At 54.3% G+C, this 22,410-nt stretch carries 15 protein-coding genes and 1 pseudogene; 6 read left to right on the plus strand and 10 right to left on the minus strand.

Annotation, left to right across the window (positions count from 1 at the left end; all coding sequences use genetic code 11):
• Positions 1-144 precede the first annotated feature (144 nt).
• The 4 genes and pseudogenes from N6V40_RS17760 to N6V40_RS12985 all read left to right on the plus strand — a co-directional run bounded on the left by N6V40_RS17760 (position 145) and on the right by N6V40_RS12985 (position 7,406).
• Positions 145-831: an FAD-dependent oxidoreductase gene (locus N6V40_RS17760; protein ID WP_396267851.1), complete on the plus strand. Its 687-nt coding sequence runs from the start codon at positions 145-147 to the stop codon at positions 829-831.
• Positions 828-1,346, plus strand: a complete 519-nt coding sequence (locus tag N6V40_RS17765; protein ID WP_396267853.1) for an FAD dependent oxidoreductase family protein — start codon at positions 828-830, stop codon at positions 1,344-1,346. Before N6V40_RS17760 ends, N6V40_RS17765 begins: the two co-directional genes overlap by 4 nt.
• Before the next feature lie 232 nt (positions 1,347-1,578).
• Positions 1,579-4,263 (plus strand): annotated as a pseudogene (locus N6V40_RS17390) (N,N-dimethylformamidase beta subunit family domain-containing protein); the annotation flags it as partial.
• Between the two features lie 230 nt (positions 4,264-4,493).
• The gene (locus tag N6V40_RS12985; RefSeq protein ID WP_262199744.1) at positions 4,494-7,406 is read left to right on the plus strand and encodes a DUF4082 domain-containing protein; all 2,913 of its coding nucleotides are present in this window, start codon (positions 4,494-4,496) and stop codon (positions 7,404-7,406) included.
• Positions 7,407-7,466: 60 nt separating this feature from the next.
• Here the strand turns inward: N6V40_RS12985 and N6V40_RS12990 are convergent, their stop codons facing one another.
• Genes N6V40_RS12990 through N6V40_RS13000 form a run of 3 tightly spaced genes read right to left on the minus strand, consistent with a single transcriptional unit; the run spans position 7,467 to position 10,522 of the window.
• Positions 7,467-8,498 (minus strand): hypothetical protein, encoded by a 1,032-nt coding sequence (locus N6V40_RS12990; RefSeq protein WP_262197930.1) that lies wholly within the window; start codon positions 8,496-8,498, stop codon positions 7,467-7,469.
• Entirely contained in the window at positions 8,495-9,781 is a 1,287-nt protein-coding gene (locus N6V40_RS12995; protein WP_242632428.1) for an MFS transporter, read from the minus strand. The genes N6V40_RS12990 and N6V40_RS12995 overlap by 4 nt, the downstream gene beginning before the upstream one ends.
• Before the next feature lie 3 nt (positions 9,782-9,784).
• The gene (locus N6V40_RS13000; RefSeq protein WP_262197931.1) at positions 9,785-10,522 is read right to left on the minus strand and encodes a hypothetical protein; all 738 of its coding nucleotides are present in this window, start codon (positions 10,520-10,522) and stop codon (positions 9,785-9,787) included.
• Positions 10,523-10,794: 272 nt separating this feature from the next.
• Between N6V40_RS13000 and N6V40_RS13005 the strand changes: the two genes are divergently transcribed.
• Positions 10,795-11,382, plus strand: coding sequence for an acyltransferase (locus tag N6V40_RS13005; RefSeq protein ID WP_262197932.1), 588 nt, complete (start codon positions 10,795-10,797; stop codon positions 11,380-11,382).
• A 96-nt stretch (positions 11,383-11,478) separates the two neighbouring features.
• Complete coding sequence (locus N6V40_RS13010; protein ID WP_262197933.1) at positions 11,479-14,178, plus strand: WecB/TagA/CpsF family glycosyltransferase; 2,700 nt, start codon at positions 11,479-11,481, stop codon at positions 14,176-14,178.
• A gap of 274 nt (positions 14,179-14,452) precedes the next feature.
• Here N6V40_RS13010 and N6V40_RS13015 read toward each other — a convergent pair whose 3' ends face one another.
• The 7 genes from N6V40_RS13015 to N6V40_RS13045 form a co-directional block, all read right to left on the minus strand.
• The gene (locus N6V40_RS13015; protein WP_262197934.1) at positions 14,453-15,271 is read right to left on the minus strand and encodes a hypothetical protein; all 819 of its coding nucleotides are present in this window, start codon (positions 15,269-15,271) and stop codon (positions 14,453-14,455) included.
• Positions 15,253-15,759, minus strand: a complete 507-nt coding sequence (locus N6V40_RS13020) for a hypothetical protein (RefSeq protein ID WP_262197935.1) — start codon at positions 15,757-15,759, stop codon at positions 15,253-15,255. The genes N6V40_RS13015 and N6V40_RS13020 overlap by 19 nt, the downstream gene beginning before the upstream one ends.
• Positions 15,756-17,699, minus strand: coding sequence for an O-antigen ligase family protein (locus tag N6V40_RS13025; protein WP_262197936.1), 1,944 nt, complete (start codon positions 17,697-17,699; stop codon positions 15,756-15,758). Before N6V40_RS13025 ends, N6V40_RS13020 begins: the two co-directional genes overlap by 4 nt.
• A gap of 3 nt (positions 17,700-17,702) precedes the next feature.
• A complete protein-coding gene (locus N6V40_RS13030) occupies positions 17,703-18,434 on the minus strand; it encodes a YveK family protein (RefSeq protein ID WP_262197937.1) in 732 nt (243 codons plus the stop codon).
• Between the two features lie 116 nt (positions 18,435-18,550).
• A complete protein-coding gene (locus N6V40_RS13035; RefSeq protein ID WP_315973688.1) occupies positions 18,551-20,605 on the minus strand; it encodes a glycosyltransferase in 2,055 nt (684 codons plus the stop codon).
• A gap of 107 nt (positions 20,606-20,712) precedes the next feature.
• Positions 20,713-20,934 (minus strand): hypothetical protein, encoded by a 222-nt coding sequence (locus N6V40_RS13040; RefSeq protein WP_262197938.1) that lies wholly within the window; start codon positions 20,932-20,934, stop codon positions 20,713-20,715.
• Complete coding sequence (locus tag N6V40_RS13045; RefSeq protein ID WP_262197939.1) at positions 20,931-22,406, minus strand: lipopolysaccharide biosynthesis protein; 1,476 nt, start codon at positions 22,404-22,406, stop codon at positions 20,931-20,933. The genes N6V40_RS13040 and N6V40_RS13045 overlap by 4 nt, the downstream gene beginning before the upstream one ends.
• Positions 22,407-22,410: the final 4 nt, after the last annotated feature.

Raw genomic sequence — 22,410 nt, forward strand, 5'->3', positions numbered from 1 at the left:
CCGTCAGCATTTAGGGCTGCCCTGACTGAGGTTCCTTCTCATGTACGCCCACCCCATAGACCTCGTCTCGTATGGCCGGTACGATCGCTCTTGAAGCCAACGCGAGTACGCGGGACGTTAGCTTGAAGTTCTAATTGGGGATTCATGGAACAACATATCGGCATCATTGGTGGCGGAATTTTAGGAATAGCCATTGCACGCGCAATCACGCTGCAGACCGGGTACCGGGTTAGCGTAATAGAAAAGGAAAGCCTCCTAGCAAGCCATCAAACTGGCCGAAATTCCGGAGTGGTCCACGCAGGCCTCTATTACCAGCCCGGTTCACTCAAAGCTCAGCTGTGTGCACGTGGCAAGGCACTAACCCGCGAATACTGTCAGGAACATGCACTGCCATACCGGGCGTTGGGAAAACTAGTTGTCGCTTTGGGAGATGACCAGCTTGGACGACTTGCCGACATGGAGCAACGGGCCATAGCGAATCAGGTACCGGGCTTGGCGCGGCTAAGTCGCGATGAACTAGTGCAAATTGAACCCCACGTCAGCGGAGTAGCCGCCCTGCATTCACCTCAAACCGCGGCAGTGGACTATGGTGCCATAACGCGCAGTATGGCGACAGAGATCGAGGCAGCAGGAGGGCAGATCTTACTAAACTCCGAAGTCACTGCAGTCAAGGTCTCAGACCAGATTTGTTTAGTTTCTACCAAGGAGAGCACTTACCGCTTTGATCAGTTGATCGTCTGTGCTGGATTGCAGTCAGATGTCATCGCTCGAATGGTCGGCGCTGATCCCTCACCTAAGATCCTCCCTTCCGCGGAGAATATTGGGTGTTGAGCAAAAGTTCGGCATCAATGGTCAATGGCATGATCTATCCGGTCCCCGACCCACGCTTTCCCTTCCTTGGTGTGCACTTCACTCGTGGCGTGGATGACAAGGTGCATGTAGGGCCGAACGCCGTACCGGCGTTGGCTCGGGAAGGCTACGACTGGAAAACATTTTCTTTCAAAGACACTATGGAGTCGCTACGTTGGCCAGGCGCATCATCTCTAGTCAAAAAATACTGGAAGATGGGTGCCACCGAAATCGGTGCCTCGTTGGTTAAACCCCTGTATCTGAAACAGTCCAAGGCTTACCTTCCAGAGCTCGCATCAACAGATCTCGTCGCGAAAGGTCAAGCAGGCGTACGCGCTCAAGCATGGAGCAGAGACGGTTCACTGCTTGACGACTTCGCAGTGGACCAGGTTGGCCCTGTGACCTTGCTACGCAATGCACCTTCACCAGCGGCCACGTCAGCGATGGCCATTGCCGACTATATGCTGGAGCATTACCCGGTAGGCCGAGCGCGATAAATTGCGGTCCTAGACGTTGATTGAGCTCGTATTTTCAAGGCCGCTGTTGCTCGCCTCAAGAGCCTCAAGATGCCCCTCCGGACTTTGAGAACTGCACACCCAAGATACTCTGGTTTTACACCTATTCCCTGTCTTCCGCTCGTTGACCTACATAGTCTGGGTACGGGTATGTCCTAGCTAAGTTCATGCTCGAAAACGTCTCCCCTGTGCGGGAGCTTCCTTGGGGGATGTAATGAGCGTGGCGCAATTTGAAAGTAGTGAAGCCAGAGAACACCGTGCTGCGGAAAAATCTCGATTCTTGACAGCATTCGCTGCTCTTACAGGACTAATACTCTCCCTACTTATAGCCGCACCGGCACGAGCCGCCGAAGAGTGCGGTCCAGAAGACAACGCTATTGTCTGCGAAAATTCAAAACCAGGTTCTCCATGGACCGAATGGGATATCGACGGGGCCGGTGATGACTCAATCCAAGGATTTGCCGCCGATATCAGTGTCAATGTCGGAGAACCTATCGATTTTAAGATTGATACTGACGCCTCCGCATATTCCATCGATATTTACCGTACCGGCTGGTATAAGGGGCTCGGCGCACGAAAAATCACCTCTATATCACCTAGCGCACAGCTTCCGCAGATCCAGCCCGAATGTTTGACGGATGTCGCCACCGAACTGACCGACTGCGGCACATGGGATATCTCGGCAACCTGGGAGGTCCCCAGTGATGCAGTATCAGGTGTGTACTTAGCAAAGCTCACCCGCACCGACACCGGGGGTTCAAGCCACATCACCTTTATCGTGCGCAATGAATCCAGCACCTCGCAGGTACTCTTCCAAACCTCTGACCCCACATGGCACGCATATAACCTCTACGGTGGTTCAGATTTCTATTCCGGAGCAGACAACGGCCGCGCCTTTAAGATCAGCTACAACAGACCTTTCGCGACGCGTGACGGCGTTGAAGCCAGAGATTTCTATTTTGGGGCCGAATACCCACTAGTCCGTTTCCTAGAACGCAACGGATACGACGTCAGCTACTTCTCCGGCGTTGACACCGACAGGCACGGTGACCTGCTCACCAACCATAATGTCTTCCTTTCCGTGGGCCATGACGAATACTGGTCGGGCGCCCAACGAAGCAATGTAGAAGCCGCCCGTGACGCAGGCGTGAACTTGCAATTCCTCTCCGGTAACGAGGTGTACTGGCGTACCCGTTATGAGCCTTCTACCACCGGTGGAAATAATTACCGGACGTTGGTTAGCTACAAGGAAACCTGGTCCAATTCCAAGATTGATCCTTCCTCCCAGTGGACGGGCACCTGGCGTGATCCGCGTTTTGCATCTCAAGAACAAGGTGGTGGTCTTCCCGAAAACGGGTTTACTGGCACAGCCTACGTGGTGAACAGTGGAGATCTTCCGGTCACGGTGAACTCGGAAGAAGGAAAAATGCGTCTCTGGCGCGATACTTCTTTGGACAGCCAAACAGCGGGCAGCAAAACAGAACTTGCTCCGCATACCGTAGGTTATGAATCTAATGAAGACTTGCCCAACGGTTTCAGACCTCCAGGGCTCATCCATTTGTCCACTACCACCGGGGACATTCCAGAATATTTGCAAGACTTCGGCAATCAAGTCGCACCGGGGTCAACCACGCACCACACCACTTTATATATGGCATCAAGTGGAGCTTCGGTCTTCTCCGCCGGTAGTGTGCAATGGACTTGGGGACTTGATCAATGGCACGACGGTGATGGCGCGCCTGAAGATCCACGGATGCAACAGGCTCAGGTGAATCTGCTGGCGGACATGGACGCCTTGCCTGCAACGCTCATGAGCAACTTAGAGTATCCGGACGCTCCCAAAGATCTTCAAGCTCCATCGGTTCAGGTAACCTCGGCACCGGCGAGCGCGGTTTCCTTTGGCGAAATGGTCAGTGTGGAAGGCACCGCCAGTGACGCGCAAGGCCTGGTCGCTGCGGTTGAATATTCCTTTGACTCAGGACTTTCCTGGCAACTGGCCGAAGGCACCACGCAATGGTCAATCAACACTGTTCAACTCGGAACCGGTGAAAATGATCTGCTCGTCCGGGCTGTTGACGATTCTGCAAACTACTCAACAGAGCCAACCCCCGTACCTTTTGAGGTCAAGGGCCCCTATAGCGCCTTCGGCCAGCAAGAGCCTCAGATTAAGGATTCGGGCGATGATTCCTCGGTGGAGCTGGGGTTGCGGTTTACTGCCGCATCCGAGGGCTATATCACTGGGGTCAGGTACTACAAGAGCGCTGCAAATACCGGCAATCATACCGGTACGTTGTGGAGCCTGAACGGCACAGAGTTGGCGACAACCACTTTTAGCAACGAAAGCAGCACCGGCTGGCAAACCGCGTTATTCAGTGAACCTGTAGAGGCGCACGCAGGTGATGAATTTGTCGTCTCCTATTACGCACCTAACGGACACTACGCTGTGGCAATCCAAGATTTTGCCTACCGTGGAGTTGATTGGTCTGCCGTGAAGGTAGCCGGCGGTTTTGGCACACCTTCAGCGGGTCTCTACAACAGTTCTGCGGGATTCCCCACCACTGCGTGGGACCGCAGCAACTATTATGTGGATGCGGTCTTTGAAACCGGAGCGTCCATAGAACTCAGTGCTTATGCGCAGTCGCCTATCCCAACGGCCAACAGCGTCCCTGTGGCCACGTCTATAGGCGCCACGCTGTCCAAACAAAGTGATCCATCCTCGGTCAGCTTCAAGGTGCAGGATTCTTCCGGACAGGACGTTTCCGGAACCACCAGCTACGATGCGATCACTCGGCGGGCCACCTTCCAGCCGGAGGCACCACTAAGTGACGGTGGCAGCTACACGGTCACCCTGAGCGCCACAGACCTAACCGGCAATCCGGTGAACCGTGGCAATACGTGGACTTTCAACACCGTACTGCCAATACCCGCAGACCCAGCGGCTTGCCCATGCAGCCTGTACAACGACCAAGATATCCCCGCAGAACCTGTAGTGAATGACGGGAAGCCGGTGACCCTGGGTACACGGTTCTCCGCGGACACTGATGGCGTGCTCAACGGCTTAAAGTTCTATCGCTCCCCGGAGAAACTGGAGCACATACCGGATGGCTTTATTCGTCCAATGGCGACACCATTGCCCAGGTGCAGTTTCCGGATGACTCGGCCGCCGGTTGGCAGTACGCCGCTTTTGACTCGCCGGTCAGCATTCAGGCCAATACTGAATATGTGGCGGCCTACCGAAGTAATGGTATCTATCCAGTAACTCCCGGTGGGCTTGGTCAACCGTTACAGGTTGGACCACTACATACTACGAGCAATGCCGGGCACTACAGCTACGCTGAAGAATTCCCTGGATCTATGGTCTCAGCAAGCTATCTCGTAGATGTCAGTTTCACTGCTGCGGGTAGCCCTGTCAGTATCACCGAACAAACACCTGCCACGGGTGCTAATGATGTGGCGGTCGATACCGAAATTTCAGCAACCTTCAGCGAATCATTGGAACCGGGTGGTGCCTTGGAAATCAGTACTTCCCAAGGAACTATTTCTGGTAGCTCCGCCCTGGACGCATCCGGAACAACACTGATTTTCACCCCTGACGCTGACCTGCCCGAAGCCACCGTAGTGAGCGTCAAGCCCACCGGTATCGTGGGTACAGAATCTGGCGAAGCATCATTGCCTTTGTGGACGTTTAGGACGGCGGGGCAAGGCCCAGCCTTGACCACCTTCCTTGAAGATCAGCAGCCGGATCAACTGGATCCTTCCGATGACGCTCCCGTGGAGCTTGGACTAAAATTCAGTGCGCAAAAAGATATTCAGATACACGCGCTGCGCTATTACCAGGGACCTTCTGGGTTCGGTGAGCATACTGGTTCCATCTGGGATTCCACCGGGACTAAACTGGCCACGGCCACGTTTGCACAAACCTCACAGCAAGGATGGCAAACCGCCTATCTGGACAGCCCAGTGGCAATAACGCAAGGCAGTGAATTCACCATTTCCTATCAGGCCCCGTCGGGAGGCTACGTTTTTACCTCTGCAGACTTCGCCAATGGAAAGTCGAATGCTGAGCTCTCACTGACTGGTTCGAATGGGCTTTATACCTACGGCTCGGGCAGCGTCCCCGTCAGTTCATGGAATAACAGTAACTACTTCGTGGACTTGGCCTATACGGTGAGCACTCCAACGGAAACTGCCGAGCCTACGGAGTCGGCTATTCCAACCGAGTCGGCTACTCCTACCGGGCCCACCATTGCTCCTACAGATCCTGCGCAACCACTTCAGGTGACCGGATTGGTGCCGTCCGCCGAATCTTCAGGGGTCGGGACTGCTGCTGAAATTTCTGTGAGCTTCAATCAACCCATCGATGCTTCGGCAACGCTTTCGGTAGCGACGGGTGAGACCACGATTGCCGGCACCACCGCAATCAGCCCCGGTGGCACTACTTTGACATTCACCGCTACCGAGCCACTGCCCGCAGATTCGATCATCACCGTGACGCCGGCTCACATTAGCTCCCCGGGGTCACCGGTACTCGACGTCGCTGAATGGTCTTTCCGCACCGCAGCCTTGGCACCTGATGATCCTTCGGCCTGCCCCTGTGGTTTATTCAGCAATACCGATACCCCAACCGTGGCTGCAATAAACGATGGAGTGCCTGTCACGTTGGGCACTCGGTTCTCCACGGACACTGCTGGAGAAATCCTTGGATTGGAGTTCTACCGTAGCGTCGGCGAAACCGGTGCGCACAACGGTTGGCTCTACTCCACCACCGGTGAAGTGATTGCCGAGTTGGTCTTCCCAGATGTTCCAGTGTCCGGATGGCAGTATGCTGCTTTTGATGCGCCAGTACCCTTGGATCCCAACAACGAGTATGTTGCTGCCTACCGGAGTAACGGCGCCTACCCCGCTTCACCGGGCGTGCTTGGAAGTGGGTTACAGGTTGGTCCTTTGAAGACTACCGACTCCGCCGGTCACTATGGTTATAACGATGGTTTCCCTGCTTCCATGGTTTCCACCAGTTATCTCGTGGACGTGCGGTTCAAACCAGCGGCAGAACCACTACAACTCACCGACAGGTCACCGAGTGCCGGTGCCAGTGATGTCGCCGTAGACAGTGAAATCACGCTGATCTTCAATCAAGCCGTCAGTAGCGAGGCAACAATCGAAGTGAAAGTTGGTGCCACTACGGTTGACGGCACCACCACGATCTCCAACGAGAATAAGACACTGACTTTCAGTCCCTCGTCTCCACTTCCCGAAGCTAGCGTGATCACCGTGGATACAGTCAATCTCTTGGGTGTGGGCAGCACCCAAGAAGTTCTTGCTCCATGGACGTTCTCCACCGTGGGTCTCGCTACTCCCACGGTCTCATTCCTAGGGCTGGATGAAACGCCGACTGTACTGGATCCAGGAGATACCGCGGCGGTTGAATTAGGTATGCGCATGGTGGCGGAAAAAGACTTACGTCTCCACGCTCTCCGCTACTACCAAGGGCCCGGCGGCATTGGTTCGCACACCAGTACTGTGTGGGACTCCCTAGGTGCTCAGTTGGCTACGGCCAGCTTTGCATCTACCAGTAAACAAGGATGGCATACCGCCTATCTGAGCACCCCCGTGGAGGTCACGGAAGGCATGGAGTTCACCGTTTCCTACCATGCACCAAACGGTGGTTACGTACATACTCCTGCACAGTTCGCGGATGGAAAATCTAATGATGACCTGCGACTCGAAGGGGCAAATGGCGTCTTCCGCTATGGGAATAGTAGCCAACCCGGCAGGTCTTGGAACAGTACCAATTACTTTGTGGACGTACTCTACGAAGTTTCAGATGCTGACCCAACATCCGGTCTAACACCTGAACAAAGTCCGTCAGTTCAGTCGCCCAGCACAGCTGAATCCGAAGCCACTGAATCCTTACAAACAACCGTCACTGGTCCTGTAGCTACAGAACCGGTGGCCACTCCTGCTGAATCATCGGCCAGTCAGACAGCACCGAGCACGGGGTCTGCGAGTGAAGGGCCGAAGACGGTGGCACCGGCTCCCTGATCACTGATTCGCAACCAGCAGATAGTTCCGCAAGCACACTTGGTCAAAAAAGGTGTGCGGTTATTTGACGATACGTACTACCGACGGTGACCACGCATCTTTGATGAATAGTTGTGGTTGGGCGTTGGTGGTGGCCTTGATGCTGTAGACATCGCTATCGCCCACGCTGTCGGTGCGCGGCATTCCAAAGAGCAGTGTCTGCGAATCCAGCCATTCCAGCTGATCATCAAATCCTTGCTCCAGCGGGAGGAGAGTCTCTTTCTGCGTTTTTAGGTCCAGGACGGCAATATCCCAGTGCGCTAGTCCACCCTGGGCCCGGCGCTTTTTGTAAGCCACCTTGGATTGATCTGGCGCAACTGAAGGGCACTCAGCATTCTCGATGATGGAGTTCATCCGGCGCTCTTCTAAGTTCCCTTCAACCATCCATGTCTTGCCTGCGGAAGCCACAGTGGCGTAGAACTTGTTCTCAGTGGCAAAAGTTACGCCCCAGACATTGCGGTCAATGGCAGTCAGCTCCTGACCATCAATGAAAATCGAGTAGTTCTCAAGGTTTCCGAAGTCCTGCCCCTGCACAGATCTAATGACAGTCTCCGTAGAGAAACTGTCGGTGGCATAGGAATGCCCAGTGACAAATGCGGTGGTTGCTACCAAGCCTACCTCGGAAATTCGAGTTCGGCTGGGAACACCAGACAACGGCCATTCATCGATGCTATTGGCTTGCGCATCGAGGATTCTCGTTTCAAAAGTTGTCGGGATTCCGCGCTGAGTGCGCATACAGGAAATGTATTGGGCCGTCGCATCAACCCGATCACAAACTGTCTGGAACAGTTCCCTAGGACCGGCAGGATCCGCGATAGCGACCGAGGCGATCTGCCCATATCCTTGACCCATGGCTGTGTTGCGAAAGACTATCCGATTACCGTCAACCAATTTGTCGGTAACTTGCGCTGCAGAGGCCCCCGTCGTCCGTGCTTGATACCGACCGAAGGCTTGCACCGCATAGACAGTGACAGAGCCGAGTGCTAGCACTGCAATAATTGCCAGGATGAGCCACCTGATTTGAGCCGACATTCCGGCTGCCTGCCTAGTCATGAAGTCAGCGCACTTTCAGGGGCCTTGTCTTTGGATAGCAGGAGACGCCACGCCACCGGCACCAGCAGGACTAGCAGCGCCGCGACAATCAGCATGGCGGTGGTACTGCCAAGAAAAATCCACAGCACTCCAAATCCGGTAGAGGCAAACAGCCTGGCTACGGCCACCACCGTCTGTGCAGCACCGATGGCTGTAGAAGTTGTTCCATGAGGTGCCAGTTGGCCTGCCAGCGCAGCCAAAACACCATCCGTAGCTGCATAAAAAGTACCCAGAAGAGCCAGAGCACAGATGTGGAAGGGCAAGGAGTCTCCGGCCCCGGCACAAATGTATGCCAGGGCCAAGGCTAGATGACCAAGGATAAAAACTCCGGCACGGGATGTCTTATCTGCAATTCTTCCTAAGGGAACAGCAAAGCTAAGGAAGAACAGGTTGGCTCCCACAAAAAGCAGCGGGAACCACGAAGCCTCCAGCTGTCCATGTTCCATCAACGCCAGATAAACGAATCCATCACCAATGGTCAGCAATCCAAGAAAGCCGGCAACTAGCAGAAGCTTTCCCAATGGTCCACGTACCAATTCACGGAACTTCGGCCTCGGGACACCACTGGTTTTTTCTTCACTGTTCTCTTCGGCGTCTTCTTGCTGGATAAGCTTCCGGTTGGGCACCAACAGTGCCAAGACCGCGACGCCTGATACGGCGGCGGCCAACGACACCACGAAGACCATCCGGTAGTCCCCCGGTACCAGCATGAGTACCGCGAAAGCTAGGAGCGGACCGATGGTGGCACCCACCGTATCTAACAGCCTGTGGACCCCGAATGACCGTGCTAAATGCTCAGGTTGCGAAGCTTGATGAATCATTGCGTCACGCGGTGCTGTACGGATCCCCTTACCAATGCGGTCTAGGCCAATGACCGCAAGGATGCCACCAAATCCTGTGGCAAATAACAATCCGATTCGAGCTGCCATAGACAGCCCGTACCCTGCTACGGCAATCGGTTTCGGTTTGTTGCTTCGATCAGCCGCATACCCTGCTCCAATGCGCACCAGCGAACTGATTGACTGATTCATTCCCTCAAAGAATCCATAGGCCACCATGGATAGACCTAGCGCACCAGTTATATAAAGTGGCAAGACTGCAGCCACCGACTCTGAGGAAATATCGGTCAGCATACTGACTATTCCCAGAGCAATAACCGTCGGTGAGGCTATGAACGCTACCGTTTTTGCACGGTCGGCACCGGAGGCTTTGCGCGAGGTCCAGTCCGAGAGGCTCAGATACACTCGCTACTCCTGAATTTCAAAAACTCCGGCAGCAACGATTGATGTTGCCCCGGTAGGTAGTTGGCGAATCGTCACCGTGGTGGAGTCCTCCCCGAAGGATCCCAGCAACTGGGTGACGCCCTCGGCCGGTTCACTCTGGGCTGTCAGCCACTGTTGCTGCTCGAAGTGCTCAGAATAGAAGGAAAGAACTTCTTCTACACTCGCATTGCTACGCCCTTCAACGCCGACAAAAACCAGTTTTTCTTGCTTCTCTACCGAAGACTGAACGATAGTCGTCGATTTTGGCACCGGTACCGCGTCTTTTGGAAATTCTTTGGTCAGCTTGCCGGTGGCCACACCAGTTTGTGGGACCTTCGTCAGTACCGGCTCACGTTTCGGTGTATCAGGCAGCTTAAACTGCGAGGCCTCGGGCTGTTCAGGTACTTCTAGCCGTGATTCCGAGCCACTAGGTTTCGGGTCCCAACTTGGACGGGTCGCTTCGGCTGTGGGTTCGGATGACGTTTTCTCTTCTTCAGTCGTTTGTTTCTTCTGCTCAGAATCCTTGCCCGTTTCAGACGGGCTCGACGAGGATTTCGCAGACGTGGCTGAAGAAGCCGAGGGGGACGTGGCCATGGGACTTTGTGCAGTTTCCGCGGACAAGTCAGCGCTAGGAGTCCGCCCGCCAAAATCTAGGGCGAGCGCGACTACCAGCACTACTGCGGCGGCACCGAGCACTATGGACACAAGTATCTTGGTTTTCATATTTTCCCCCTTAGTTATCTTGTTCCCCCAAGAACACGAGATAACCCGCTCATTAGGCTATACCTCGGCCCCTTGAGATATAAGCGAAAATAGCCCAGCGACGTACTCGGTATTTACTTGGCATGGTTAGGGTCAGCAGAGAGTTGCGCTCTTCTTCTTCCTTGATCAACTTTTCTCGCTGGACACAGAACTATGCTCGGAAGAAGAGGCATACGGCATTGGGGTCCGTAGGCTCAACGGTTCGTGGTGAACCGAATTTTTTGGGGAAATTCATGACTCACATCGAGCAAAGCGCCGATGTGTCGCCTTTGGCGACCATTGGCAATGAGAGCAGCATTTGGCACCTGGCACAGGTTCGCGAAGGAGCTGTTCTCGGAAAAAACTGCAACATTGGACGAGGCGCTTACATTGGTCCCGATGTTGTGTTGGGTGATAACTGCAAGGTGCAAAATTATGCGTTGCTCTATGAGCCCGCATCGCTAGCAGATGGGGTGTTCATCGGACCCGCCGCGGTACTGACCAATGATCTCTTTCCACGCGCCATTAATCCCGATGGGACTCGCAAGGGAAATGATGACTGGGAGGCAGTTGCAGTCACCATAGGCCAGGGCGCGTCCATCGGAGCGCGTGCAGTGTGCATCGCACCGCTGCATATCGGAGCGTGGGCCATGGTGGCCGCCGGCGCCGTAGTCAACCGTGATGTCCCGGCGCATGCGCTGGTAGTAGGCGTTCCGGCACGGCAGATTGGCTGGGTAGGCACCGCCGGACACCGGTTGCAATTCACTGATGGTGCGTGGCAGTGCCCTGCCACCGGTGAACGTTATGACCAGCTCGGCTCCGAATTCTCGGTTCCGGTCTAACTGACCGCAGTTATCACTCGTACTTTCCACCATTCTCGGACCAGTCGTGTCATCGACTGGGCTTGATGGTGCTGATCACTTCGTTGAAGGAAAATCATGTCTGCCACAATCAAACGCGTGGAGCTGGCCGGAATAACGGTGGATCTGCTCACCCAAACGGACGCCATCGACAAAATCATCGGGCACGCACACCAAGCCAAGCAATCGCCGGAGTCCAAGCTGCCACCGTTATCGGTAGTTTCAGCAAATCTGGACCATCTCGTGCAGTTTGGCCATGGAAGCCGGTGGCAAGGAGTCTTGGGCGACTCCCTACATCCCAGCCGGCCGCTACGCGATTTACCGGAGGCACCCTCTGCCTTTGATGCACCACCAATGTCATGGCTGAATCTCATCGATGGGGCGCCATTGGTCTTGCGCGCCAGACAATTGACTGGAAAGCTGTGGCCCAGGCTCGCTGGAAGCGATTTGATTGGCCCCATCTTGGACGATGCCGAAATTCATGGACTACGTGTGGGATTCCTCGGCGGCCAGCCTAAAATTCAAGCCGAGCTTGCCACACAGCTAGCAGAGCAACGGCCCAATCTGCACGTCTCCGGATTCTGGGCGCCGGAACGCAACGAGATTGAAAACGAAGCTCTCTCGATGCAATTAGCTAGCGCCATTCGTGAAAGCAACACCGACATTCTAGTAGTCGGACTGGGCAAGCCACGCCAAGAACTATGGATGGCATCTTACGGATCATTGACCGGGGCTAGCGTGCTTCTAGCTTTTGGCGCGGTGGTAGATTTCCTGGCCGGAACCGTGCAACGTGCGCCGCAATGGGTGGCTACTACCGGACTTGAATGGGCATGGAGACTTAGCCTTGAGCCTCGCCGACTAGCACAGCGCTACCTCGTGGATGACCCTCCGGGATTGCTGACACTACAGCGAGAAAGCCGGGTCATCTCCAATACCCAGACCAGTCCCCTAGTGCAAAAACCTGCACGCAAGTTCCCGAAATTGCTGCCTCCTAGTGACGGAAGATTTGTAACAGGGAAAACCCCGGTAGATGTTTCCGTCATCGTCGTCACCTACAACAATGCCGACTCGGTTGAGAAGCTGATTTCCTCGCTACGTGCTGAGGCCTCAGAACTACGTCTGCGGGTCATAATGGCAGATAACGGTTCAGCGGACACTACGGTACAACAGCTGGAAAAGCACAAGGATGTCATCGTGCTTCCTACCGGATCCAACCTTGGGTATGCCGGCGGTATCAACGCCGCGAGGCCATATACCGGCGACTGCGAAGCGGTGCTGATCCTCAATCCAGATCTTTTTGTTGGTCCAGGATCCATCCAACGACTGCTCAACAGAATGTGGATCTCTGAGGCAGGGATTGTTGTCCCACGGCTCCTCGAAGAAGACGGAACCACCTACACGTCCTTGCGTCGTGAGCCCACAGTGCTCCGTGCCGCTGGGGACGCGCTTTTCGGCGAGCGCGTCTCGCGACGCCCCGGATGGGGTTCTGAAATTGAATACAATCTGGAAAGCTACGCCCATCCGCATCAAATTGATTGGGCCACCGGAGCGGCACTGCTCATCAACTCAGCACTGGCCCAAGAACTTGGTCCCTGGGACGAGCAGTTCTTCCTCTACTCGGAAGAAACTGACTACTTTAAGCGGGCCAGGCAGGCCGGAGCCTCAATCTGGTATGAGCCAGAGTCATCGATGACTCATCAGATGGGAGGATCCGGGGCGTCGGTGCAGCTGGAGACCCTCATGGCGGTGAACCGCATCAGGTATGCCCGTAAGCAGCTGCCAGCGCGCACCGCCACGATATTCCAGAGCGCCGTCATTGGACGCGAAGTCTTGCGCTCTTGGAAGCCACAACGCGGTGGCGTGTGGCGTGCTGTAGCCGTTGAAAGCTCATGGCCAACCCTGCCCGCGGCCACCCACGGCCCTCAACCTCATGATGGTTTTCCCTTCGGTGCGGTCATTATCCCTGCGCATAATGAGGCAGCGGTCATTGCTCAGACCTTGACTCCCCTACAGTCACTTGCTGAGCGAGGACTGGTCCAGGTCATTGTCTCGTGCAATGGGTGTACCGATGACACAACACAGATTGCTCGGAGCTTTTCCGGGATACAAGTCATTGAGACAACTACGCCGTCAAAGGTGGCGGCATTAAATGCCGCGGAAGAAATAGCCAAAGGATATCCAAGACTGTATTTGGATGCGGATATCATCATCACGGCATCAGCTCTAAGAATGGTCTTTGAGTACCTCAGCCAACCCGGCGTGCTGTCGGCAAGGCCAGCATTTACCTATGACACTTCCGGAGCTTCTAACACCGTGAGGGCTTTCTACCGTGCACGGCGCCGTTTACCAGGTACTAACAACGCACTGTGGGGTGCCGGGGCCTACGGCCTAAGCCGAACTGGACGTGCACGATTCATACAGTTCCCCGCGGTAGTCGCCGATGATCTCTTTATTGATCAGCTGTTCGGGGATGATGAGAAAACGGTGCTCCCCACCATTCCTGTGCAGGTCAAAACCCCGCGTACTCTCGGTTCACTGCTTGCCATACTGCGCAGGAACTACCGGGGACAGCAAGAACTTTTGCGCCAAGACCAAGCGACGTCTACCACGCGGTCAACATTTGGACAGTTGACGAGGTCAATTTCGGGGCCAGTCTCTGCCTGGGATGCGCTGGTATATGCCGGGATGGTTACCTTGGCCCGAGGTAGAAAGAACTCTATCGCCACTAGCGTGGGTACTATCTGGGAACGAGACGATTCAAGCCGTCAGGCGGCATAGTCGCTTGGAAAAGCTGACTGTGTGATCCACACATAACTGGCTTCGCTTGAATCGTCCGCTGACAATGCAACGCTGGAAATAAGATCCGCTACTGGTAAATATAGTTTGCGAACTCCGGCATCCGCGGGTTGTCCCAACCTATATTTCGTTACATCCCGTTGTAGTACTCGGCACTAGTTCATCTCTTCGGATTCTGCGTGGCACATCGTCGTAGAGTTAAACCTCCCGAAGCAATGAATCCTCGATCCGAGTCCGGTTGTAAGTATCCGGCTCATTATTTGGCAGCACAGTTGGTGATGGGCATCTTGTAGACATGGATGGCGCTTCCGTCGGCAAAGTCGTCGGCGAAGGCTCCCTCTGTTGCGTGAAGGGTTCTGTTTTCATTGAGCACTTCTACGTCAGTTGAACCCACACATTGCAGGTTGAATGATGCAGTCTGCTTAGTGGCCTGCGCTGACCCGGCAAGTACGTAAAAGTGATTCTCATAGACTTTCACTCTAACGTTGACGGCGCCCTCGGCGCTGAGTATCCCCTCGGCGGTATCCGAATTCAGTACCGGAGCCAAAAGTGAAACTTGGTTGTTAATCCGTGCAACGGCGGTGCTACTTTCCTCGTCGCAGTCACGCAGGACGTGTTGCGAGGCGCACTGTCCAGAAAAACTGTGGTTGAAATAGACGATGCCACGTGCCCCCGCGATGAGGCTCTGCCACACTGCTGCGCGGATTTGTGTTGGGGTTACCGTCGGTAGTTTCTCGTCGCTAAAGGGTCGACCCAACTCTACAAACCCCCAAACAGGTTTACTGCCCGCAGGCTGAATGTAATCGCGGATTTGTTTCACCGTATGTCCATAATTGGCCGCTAGCCGGCATTCGGACTCAGTCAAATCACGAGGTTCTTCAAAGCGTGTTCCGCCCTCGGTTTTGTCACAAATATTGGGATCGGTATACCAGTAGTTATCAGCAGATACCACGTCAGCATAAGTACTGGTGAAGTGAGTTCCTACCTCGTCATCACCCCAGAAAGTCACGCCTTTACCAAAGTTCGCGTAGACCATTGCCCCTGCTGGAGCTTTCGCTAAAGTTTCCTCCAGCACCGTGTAACCGCACCGGCTCTCTTCTGGCTCGCAGATGGGAGCCTCTCCTGGCCATGCTCCTGTCCATACTCCCTCTCCGGATTTCCCCACATGTCTACTTCGTCGGGAAGAACGAAACCGTTGAGGCTACTTTGAGGCGTGCTGCTCAGTACATATGATCCGGCGTCATGGGCAAACGTCGGATTGGATTCAGTGGTTAGTTCAACATAGGTGTTGATGCCAAAGGAGCGATCAGTCACCGCATCTTGTGCGTCCATAAGGCTTTCATGCCACACCGCAACCGGAAAATAATTCGGGTCATCTGGTAAGGGGTTCGCAAATTGAGCATAGTAAGCGGACCCACCATCATTAGCGGTGGTCTCGAAAGTTTGTTCTGTGACTCCCACTGCATTCGTGCATCCTGCCAAAAGAGAGCCGGCCACAATGATGGTACCTAGCTTGCCTGCTGGACGTAGTTCTAAGTCCACTTTGTGCAATGTCTTCGTCATGACTGGCCTGTCTTTCGGAGAACTAATTCGTGTGCTGTCGCGGCGGCCATAATGGTCAGGAACCCCAATAAAAGAAGTGCCCATTTGGCGCGTGACTGTATCTGAACGGGAACCACTTCTTCGGGGTAAACATCGGTAATAATATGTGCGCTACGTTTCACGTTCATTTGTTGTTGCGGTTCTTGGGCGAGAGCGGTCAGTTCTGTCATCGTTTGCTCCATGGTTGATGACACCTCTTGAGCTGAAGAGCCAAGCACCTCAACGGTGATCGTTGCTTCTCTCTGATACGTCTGCCACTGCCCCCCAGCGTTAGGTACACGCACCAGTTCCCCACTGTGCACGCCCGTACCGTAAATGGGAGCAGAGACTGGTTCGATAGTCGATGGCCCATGTATTCCGGTGTACGTTTCTTTCACCAAAGCGGCAAAAGGAATCAGATCCCGGGCATCGGTGCGAAGGGAATTTCCTCCTACCGCGCTGGATGGCGGCAGGAACACCAAATCCTGTTGCGTCCAATAAGTGCTAGGTGCTTGCCTGATTACTTGGGCAATGGGCAGTGCGAGTAGTACCACTAGCACGGCAACAGAGGCAGCGAGTATCCGCGATTTTTTATTGCCAATGCTAGGAACCGAAATCTTCGGATTCAGGCGTTCAGAATCCTTGGACAATCTCCAATATGCCGCGCTCATCCCCAACACGAGGAAAAGAACGCCTGGCGCCTGCGGGAATGAGAAACTGTCGAAGAATGCCATGAGTGTGGCGCTGGAAATTATCGACGCGGCCAGTCCCACACCCAAATGACTATCTAACGAATCCTCACCGGCGGTTCTACCTGCAATGGCGCAATAGACTCCTGTAACCAGCAGCGCCAAAAACGCCAGCGTTCCGACGATGCCTATTTCCAAAACCAGTAACAGCAACTGGTTATCGAGTATCCGGTAGCTAGGCAAGAAGGTACCAAAACCACGTCCGAAGAGTCGATTAGTAGCAAATACTTGAAAAGCGAAGTCCCAGCTTCCGGTCCTAGAATCCACACTGGAATCCCCGCCCTCAAACATTTCCATGATGGCACGTAAGACCGAAGGAAGCGCGGTCATCACCGCGCCGGCTCCTGCAATACCTAGCGCCACGACTCTGCGGCGCAAACGCGCATCCCAGAAGGGCATCATCGCTAGTATCCCCAACACCAAGCCGACGAGCGCGGAGCGCGTCAAGGAAATAAATGAAACGCCCACGAGTGCAGCCACCGGAACAAACCGTCGGAGGAAACCACACTTCCGATCCCCAATGCATAAGGCAATAGCCAATGGCACCATGCTGCTGACAACTGCCGCGAACTCGAGGGCATGCCGTGCAGTTCCCCGGGGGCGCATGAATCCGCTACGCATATCGATGCCAGCGTCAACGCTTGCCAAACCAGGCGTTGGGAATCGATCGATGAGTACCGAGCCGCTAAGGAATTGGTACAAGCCCAGTGCCGCCACCACAGCACCTAGCAGAACAAGACGTCTGCATAATACGGCCAATCTTTCCTTGGACTGAATTCCGTCGGCGGCAACGAAGAAGGCGCCGGCAAACCCGGCCAAGCGCAAGATGCCCATATCTGCAGCATTCTGGTCTGGCTGTGGCAGATGGGAAGAGGCAGCGACGACCTCGCTGATCATCACGGCCGCGGCAAATGCTAAAAAGGTGAGGTACACCGGATTTGAGAACTTGACTCGATTTGCAAGGCGGGTTCGATACCAGAGCCACCAGACCATTAACGCTATTGACAGCAGGACGGCCGGTGTTCCGGCACCGCCTAACTGCGCGATAGTTCTGTCGCTGGGGACGAGTAGCAACACCACGGCGTAGACCGTCAGCCCGGTCACTGCATCTGCTTGGGCTGGTGCCCGTTGTGGCAACGGTACCAATCTACGATGTTCCGAGGACTTGAGCATTTCTCAAGTTCCGTTAGCGAATCGTACAGGCTGAACGGTCAGCCTAGCTTCGGTGGTTTCAAGACGTGCAGCTACGTCGGGTAGAGACTGATTCGGCTCCGCGGAGCCATTGCCATCGTGTTTGTCATCCGATTTCCGGCGCTTGTTTTTCGGCTTCCGTTTAGCTAAAAACTTGTCCAGTGCGGCAACAAATAAAACCGTGGCAACAGACCCGCCGCCAGCGGCTACCGCCATAAGTTGCAGCTGGCGCTTGTTCTCGGTTTCGGCTTCGTGCGTCTGAGCCAGAGTCATTGTGCCGATCTTGGCGTCCGCTGGTACCTTCAGTTCGTCCTGCAACGCATTCAAGGTAATGGGAACTTGAGAAGTCACCTTTTCTACCAGAGTTATTGCTTGGCTATCTGTGGGCGCTGCCACTGATATTTGGATAATTGGCCCGGTTGAAGTGGCATCTTGTTCAAGAGTGAATGATTGATCAGGATTAGATCCAATAACTTCCTCTTGTGAAGCCGCCGAATTCATTGTTATAACTAAGACATTGAGTGCTTGGCCAAGTCCCCCAAGGTACAGGTACGGATTATCGCCATCCTTGACCGACTTTTCCGGTGGCAATAACACCACCGTTGATGTTGCGCTGTAGGTCACCGGCGTGACGGTGTAAGCTCCGTACACTCCGGCCGCTGTCAAAATAGCTCCGAGCACGACGATGTACCACCGGCGCAAAAGACTTCGAAGCATGTCGCTTAAAACCATTTTTCCCCCAAAAAATGTCACAAAAGTGACTCCCCCAGTGATGCCACGACTATTGCGTACCAAGTCCCCCTTAGTTCGCCATAAGGACAACAATCCTCATGTTACGTGATTGGCATCTCCTTTAGAGTTGATAATTCGATTAAATCTATGGCTCGTTGCTCCCACGAGTGTCTGGCGGCAAAAGCTCGGCGTTCTGAGATCTCCGAATCCAACGTGGGATGGGCGATACGCTGCCGGAGTATGTCGATGACCTCGCCATTTGTGTTTCCTATCGCCACATGTTCGGTGTCCAGCCAGTGTGAGGAAGGGAGATTTGTCGATACCACAAATAGCCCTGCCGCCAAGTAGTCCAGGGTCTTCAATGGGAAGCTAGCTTTGTTAAATTTCGAATCTGTATAGGGTGTAAGACCGATCCGGCACCCAGCCAAAAATTCCGGAACTCGCGTGGGCGGAATTTCACCTACCCACTGCACATCGGGAGATTCCAGGAATTTCCGCATACGCGTAGCCCACTGCGCGTTGTTACTTTTCAGCGGTCCAGCAACCCGAAGCTTCAATCCTTGATCTCGAATCTCTTCAAGCAGCCCAACGTCTAGGCGTTCGTTGAGCTGTCCCAACACCGCGATCACCGGTTGGCGGTCGCCAGCACTCAGTTCGGAGATCTTACAGCCGTTTGGCAGCAATTGAGTTACGTGCTTCGATTGCTGTTGGTCAATTAGGGTAGCCAGATGCGGTGAGACGGCAAAAACTTTGTCGGCAACGGCCAGGTTCTCGGTCAAGCGTTTGGAAACACTGCCAGCGGGCAGCCCCATAAGCTGCTCGCCAGCAACCCAATCATCGGTCACGTAGAGGTATTTCGTACCTGATATCTCGGCAGGGAAGCTTGCACTGGCAGACGAGTGAATGATCAGACGCGCTCCCGATGGGATGGTACTTGCACCCCTCAGTAGGGTGCGTATGGTGAGTTTGTCGTAGATTTTACGCAGTTGCGGATAGCGCACGCCGAACGGAACGAAAGTCTGAATCCGAGTTATTTTTCCTGTGACCTGGTCGCGGGAAGTTCCGAGAAGTTTCGCTGGTCTAGGGCCATCCGCGGTAAGGGATGATTTCAGCGTTCGCGGCGGATCCACCCAAATCACTTCAGTCTGGGCGGACAAAGCCGTCGCCAACATGTGATCGGTGCCCTTGACATCGTCCCAATAGGTGCCGGCAAGGTACATCACTTGCTGGATTGCATTGCCCGGGCGGCGAGGGCCAAATCTTGCATTCACGGTATTGCTGTTAAAGTCGTCAATCACGGTTTTGCGCCACAGTTTCTGGCGTAAGCGAGCCAGTTTGTATTTTGTGAATTCCCAGGCAGCAAGACTCCAACTACCTAGTTCATTCCCCGTCCGAATGTGATGCGAAAGCTCAGCCAGGTAGAGCTCATCCAGCGTTCGGGACAAACTCCCCAAGGAATATCTAGCGTCCACCAGTTCCCGACCAAAATCTCCGAGTATGCTCTGTCGATCTCTGGAGTCAAGTAGTGGCAACAAAATCGATTTGAGACGTTCGGCACCGCCGTGGTCATCAGAACCAACTCCGTACCACCCTTGCCAGAAAAATTCATCCACCGAATCAGGCTCCAGCAGCTTCCAATAACCTTTCTCCCCCTGAACAATCAGTGGCTTAGCGAAGGCCATAGCACGCAGTGCAGAGCCACCCATACCCAAGGCAACGTCAGCGGCAGCGTAGGCACCGCGCGGATCTGCCATTTTCCCGGTAAGCACAATACTCCCGGGGTATCTCAGGTTGACTTGTTCGGCACGTTCACGAACGGTCCCCGCGGACGAGCCACCGCCAACTATTGCTAAACAGATAGGACGCTCGTCAGCAATTAGTGCAGTTGTATCGATGGCCGAAAGAATTCCCTCAAGTTTCAGCTCAGGTACGAGCCGTGAAACCACGACGACTAATGGCACGTCAGGGTTGATCGAATATTGGGTGCGGAATTCTTGCCCTAGTTGTTGGTTCACATTGTTCTTGTGAACGTCCACCGGCGGCTCTAAGAGCGAAACACGGTTGAAGCCACGCGTTTTCCGCTCGGCCTGAATTTGCTCGGTACCTACCGTCAGTGGAACAGTTCGAGGGATGAAATCAGCCACGGCCATCGACATGACGGTGGCGATGCTTTTTGCCTGTTTCAGGCCAAGAGCCGCCAGGGCGCACTCTAATGCAGGAGGCCATTCAAATCCATGCAGAATGTCAATCTGACGCTCGAGAACTAGCCGTCGTAAATCTGCAACGATAGCAGGAGTCGGCCTAAACCGTGGTCTTGGTGACTGAATAAATTCAAGGCCCAGCTCAAGCACTTTTTGTACCAATTCCCCTTCCAGCCGTAAACGATGACTTCATGGCCACGCTCACGCAACGCGCCGGCTAGTTCAATGGCGTTGAGCTGGCTGCCTCCCATGGACAGATCGTGGGGGTAAATCAGGATCCTCATATGCTCGTTTCCAAACTCTCAGTACGTGAAATTTTGCGGATCTGCCCGACTTCATTGCGGCAGTTCACTAGCAGCAATGCCATGATCAGCAAGCTCCACATGCCGGCAATGGACAATGCAAGGAGCGGCAACGTGATGAAGTTGGTAGCCAGAGAACATCCGGCCCATACGAAACCGCCAGCTAGAAGCGGAAGGTACAGTTGTCGCAGTATTGTGCCAATCCCTACCCCTCCACCGCGCAGCTGCCACAGGTATACCGGTAAGAGGATCACCACGGACACTACCGCGTAGGCGCAAGCTACTCCGACCATGCCTGCAAGCATCGCACCAATCCATAGCGCAGGAATCAGCACACCGAGTCCTACTAGCTGAATGATCAGAACATTTTTGGTTCGTCCCACCACCACCAGATAGTCATAGACCAGCTCGTTATAGACCTTGGACAGGGCCGCGATGACCAGCCAGCTCAGGATTTGCGCGGCTGGAATCCACGGTTCGCCGTAGACAAATATGATCAACGGGTGCGCAACCGCTGATATCGCAAGAAAAGCGGGGATGGTTGCGCTGGCTAAAACCTTAGACAAACTGGTGATGGCTTGCCGCAGTCGTATCTGATCATGTTGTATGGCAGAAAATGCCGCGGGTGCCACTCGGCGTAGTGGTTGCGAAATGATGTTCAGAGGCCAGCTCGAAAGATTAAACGCCAGGACATAAAAACCTAATGCGACACTTCCCAGCGTCGCACCTACGACTAGTTGATCCGCATATCCGACGGCAAAAACGATGACGCTAGATCCGGCTAGGGGCAAGCCGAATTTAATCAATTCCAGGGCATGGTTCCGATTCCAGCCAAATCGGTATTTCAGCGGTGAGGTTTTCAAAAACATTACCGCCGAAATCAGACCACCCGCTAACCGTCCTATGGCCAAAGCCATTGCGCCTAAGCCCACAAGTGCCAATACGACCGAGAGGATTGCCCCAACCCACACGTTGACTTGATCAATGACCATGCGCGTACGTTCTTCAAACGCACGTTGAAGCAAGGCGGCGGGACCTGCCACAAGTCCATTGAGCAGCACGGAAAGGATCAGAATTCTAACTACACCCGTCGCTTCAGGCTCTCCCATGAGTTCGGTGAAGCGCGGTGCTGCAAACCATGAGATCGTGCAGAATACTGCGCTGCCAACAACGGAGAGCGTATTGACTGTCGAAGCAATAAGTGCCGGATCCGAAGGCCACCGGACTATAGCAAGGCTGACGCCGAGCTCATTAAAACTAAGTACCGCCATGAGTGCGACAAGTGCAATAGCAAAAGTACCAAATTGCTCTGGACCCAATACTCTAGCTAGGACAATACCGATGCCAAGAGTTCCGAGCCTTGAAACTAGGGTATTGGCCAGGCTCCAGCTAAAGGCATTACCGGCGGAATTCGAAGCGCCCGTCGACCTTGTCCGCTTCCCGAGAATGCGCATTGGA

Source organism: Glutamicibacter sp. M10 (assembly GCF_025452055.1).
GTDB lineage: Bacteria > Actinomycetota > Actinomycetes > Actinomycetales > Micrococcaceae > Glutamicibacter.

Bases quoted from the DNA above. Each gene is read 5' to 3' on its own strand.
- N6V40_RS17760 (WP_396267851.1), top strand. From the start codon at position 145: ATGGAACAACATATCGGCATCATTGGTGGCGGAATTTTAGGAATAGCC.
- N6V40_RS12990 (WP_262197930.1), bottom strand. From the start codon at position 8,498: ATGACTAGGCAGGCAGCCGGAATGTCGGCTCAAATCAGGTGGCTCATC.
- N6V40_RS13000 (WP_262197931.1), bottom strand. From the start codon at position 10,522: ATGAAAACCAAGATACTTGTGTCCATAGTGCTCGGTGCCGCCGCAGTA.
- N6V40_RS13005 (WP_262197932.1), top strand. From the start codon at position 10,795: ATGACTCACATCGAGCAAAGCGCCGATGTGTCGCCTTTGGCGACCATT.
- N6V40_RS13010 (WP_262197933.1), top strand. From the start codon at position 11,479: ATGTCTGCCACAATCAAACGCGTGGAGCTGGCCGGAATAACGGTGGAT.
- N6V40_RS13020 (WP_262197935.1), bottom strand. From the start codon at position 15,759: ATGACGAAGACATTGCACAAAGTGGACTTAGAACTACGTCCAGCAGGC.
- N6V40_RS13025 (WP_262197936.1), bottom strand. From the start codon at position 17,699: ATGCTCAAGTCCTCGGAACATCGTAGATTGGTACCGTTGCCACAACGG.
- N6V40_RS13030 (WP_262197937.1), bottom strand. From the start codon at position 18,434: ATGCTTCGAAGTCTTTTGCGCCGGTGGTACATCGTCGTGCTCGGAGCT.
- N6V40_RS13035 (WP_315973688.1), bottom strand. From the start codon at position 20,605: ATGTCGATGGCCGTGGCTGATTTCATCCCTCGAACTGTTCCACTGACG.
- N6V40_RS13040 (WP_262197938.1), bottom strand. From the start codon at position 20,934: ATGAGGATCCTGATTTACCCCCACGATCTGTCCATGGGAGGCAGCCAG.
- N6V40_RS13045 (WP_262197939.1), bottom strand. From the start codon at position 22,406: ATGCGCATTCTCGGGAAGCGGACAAGGTCGACGGGCGCTTCGAATTCC.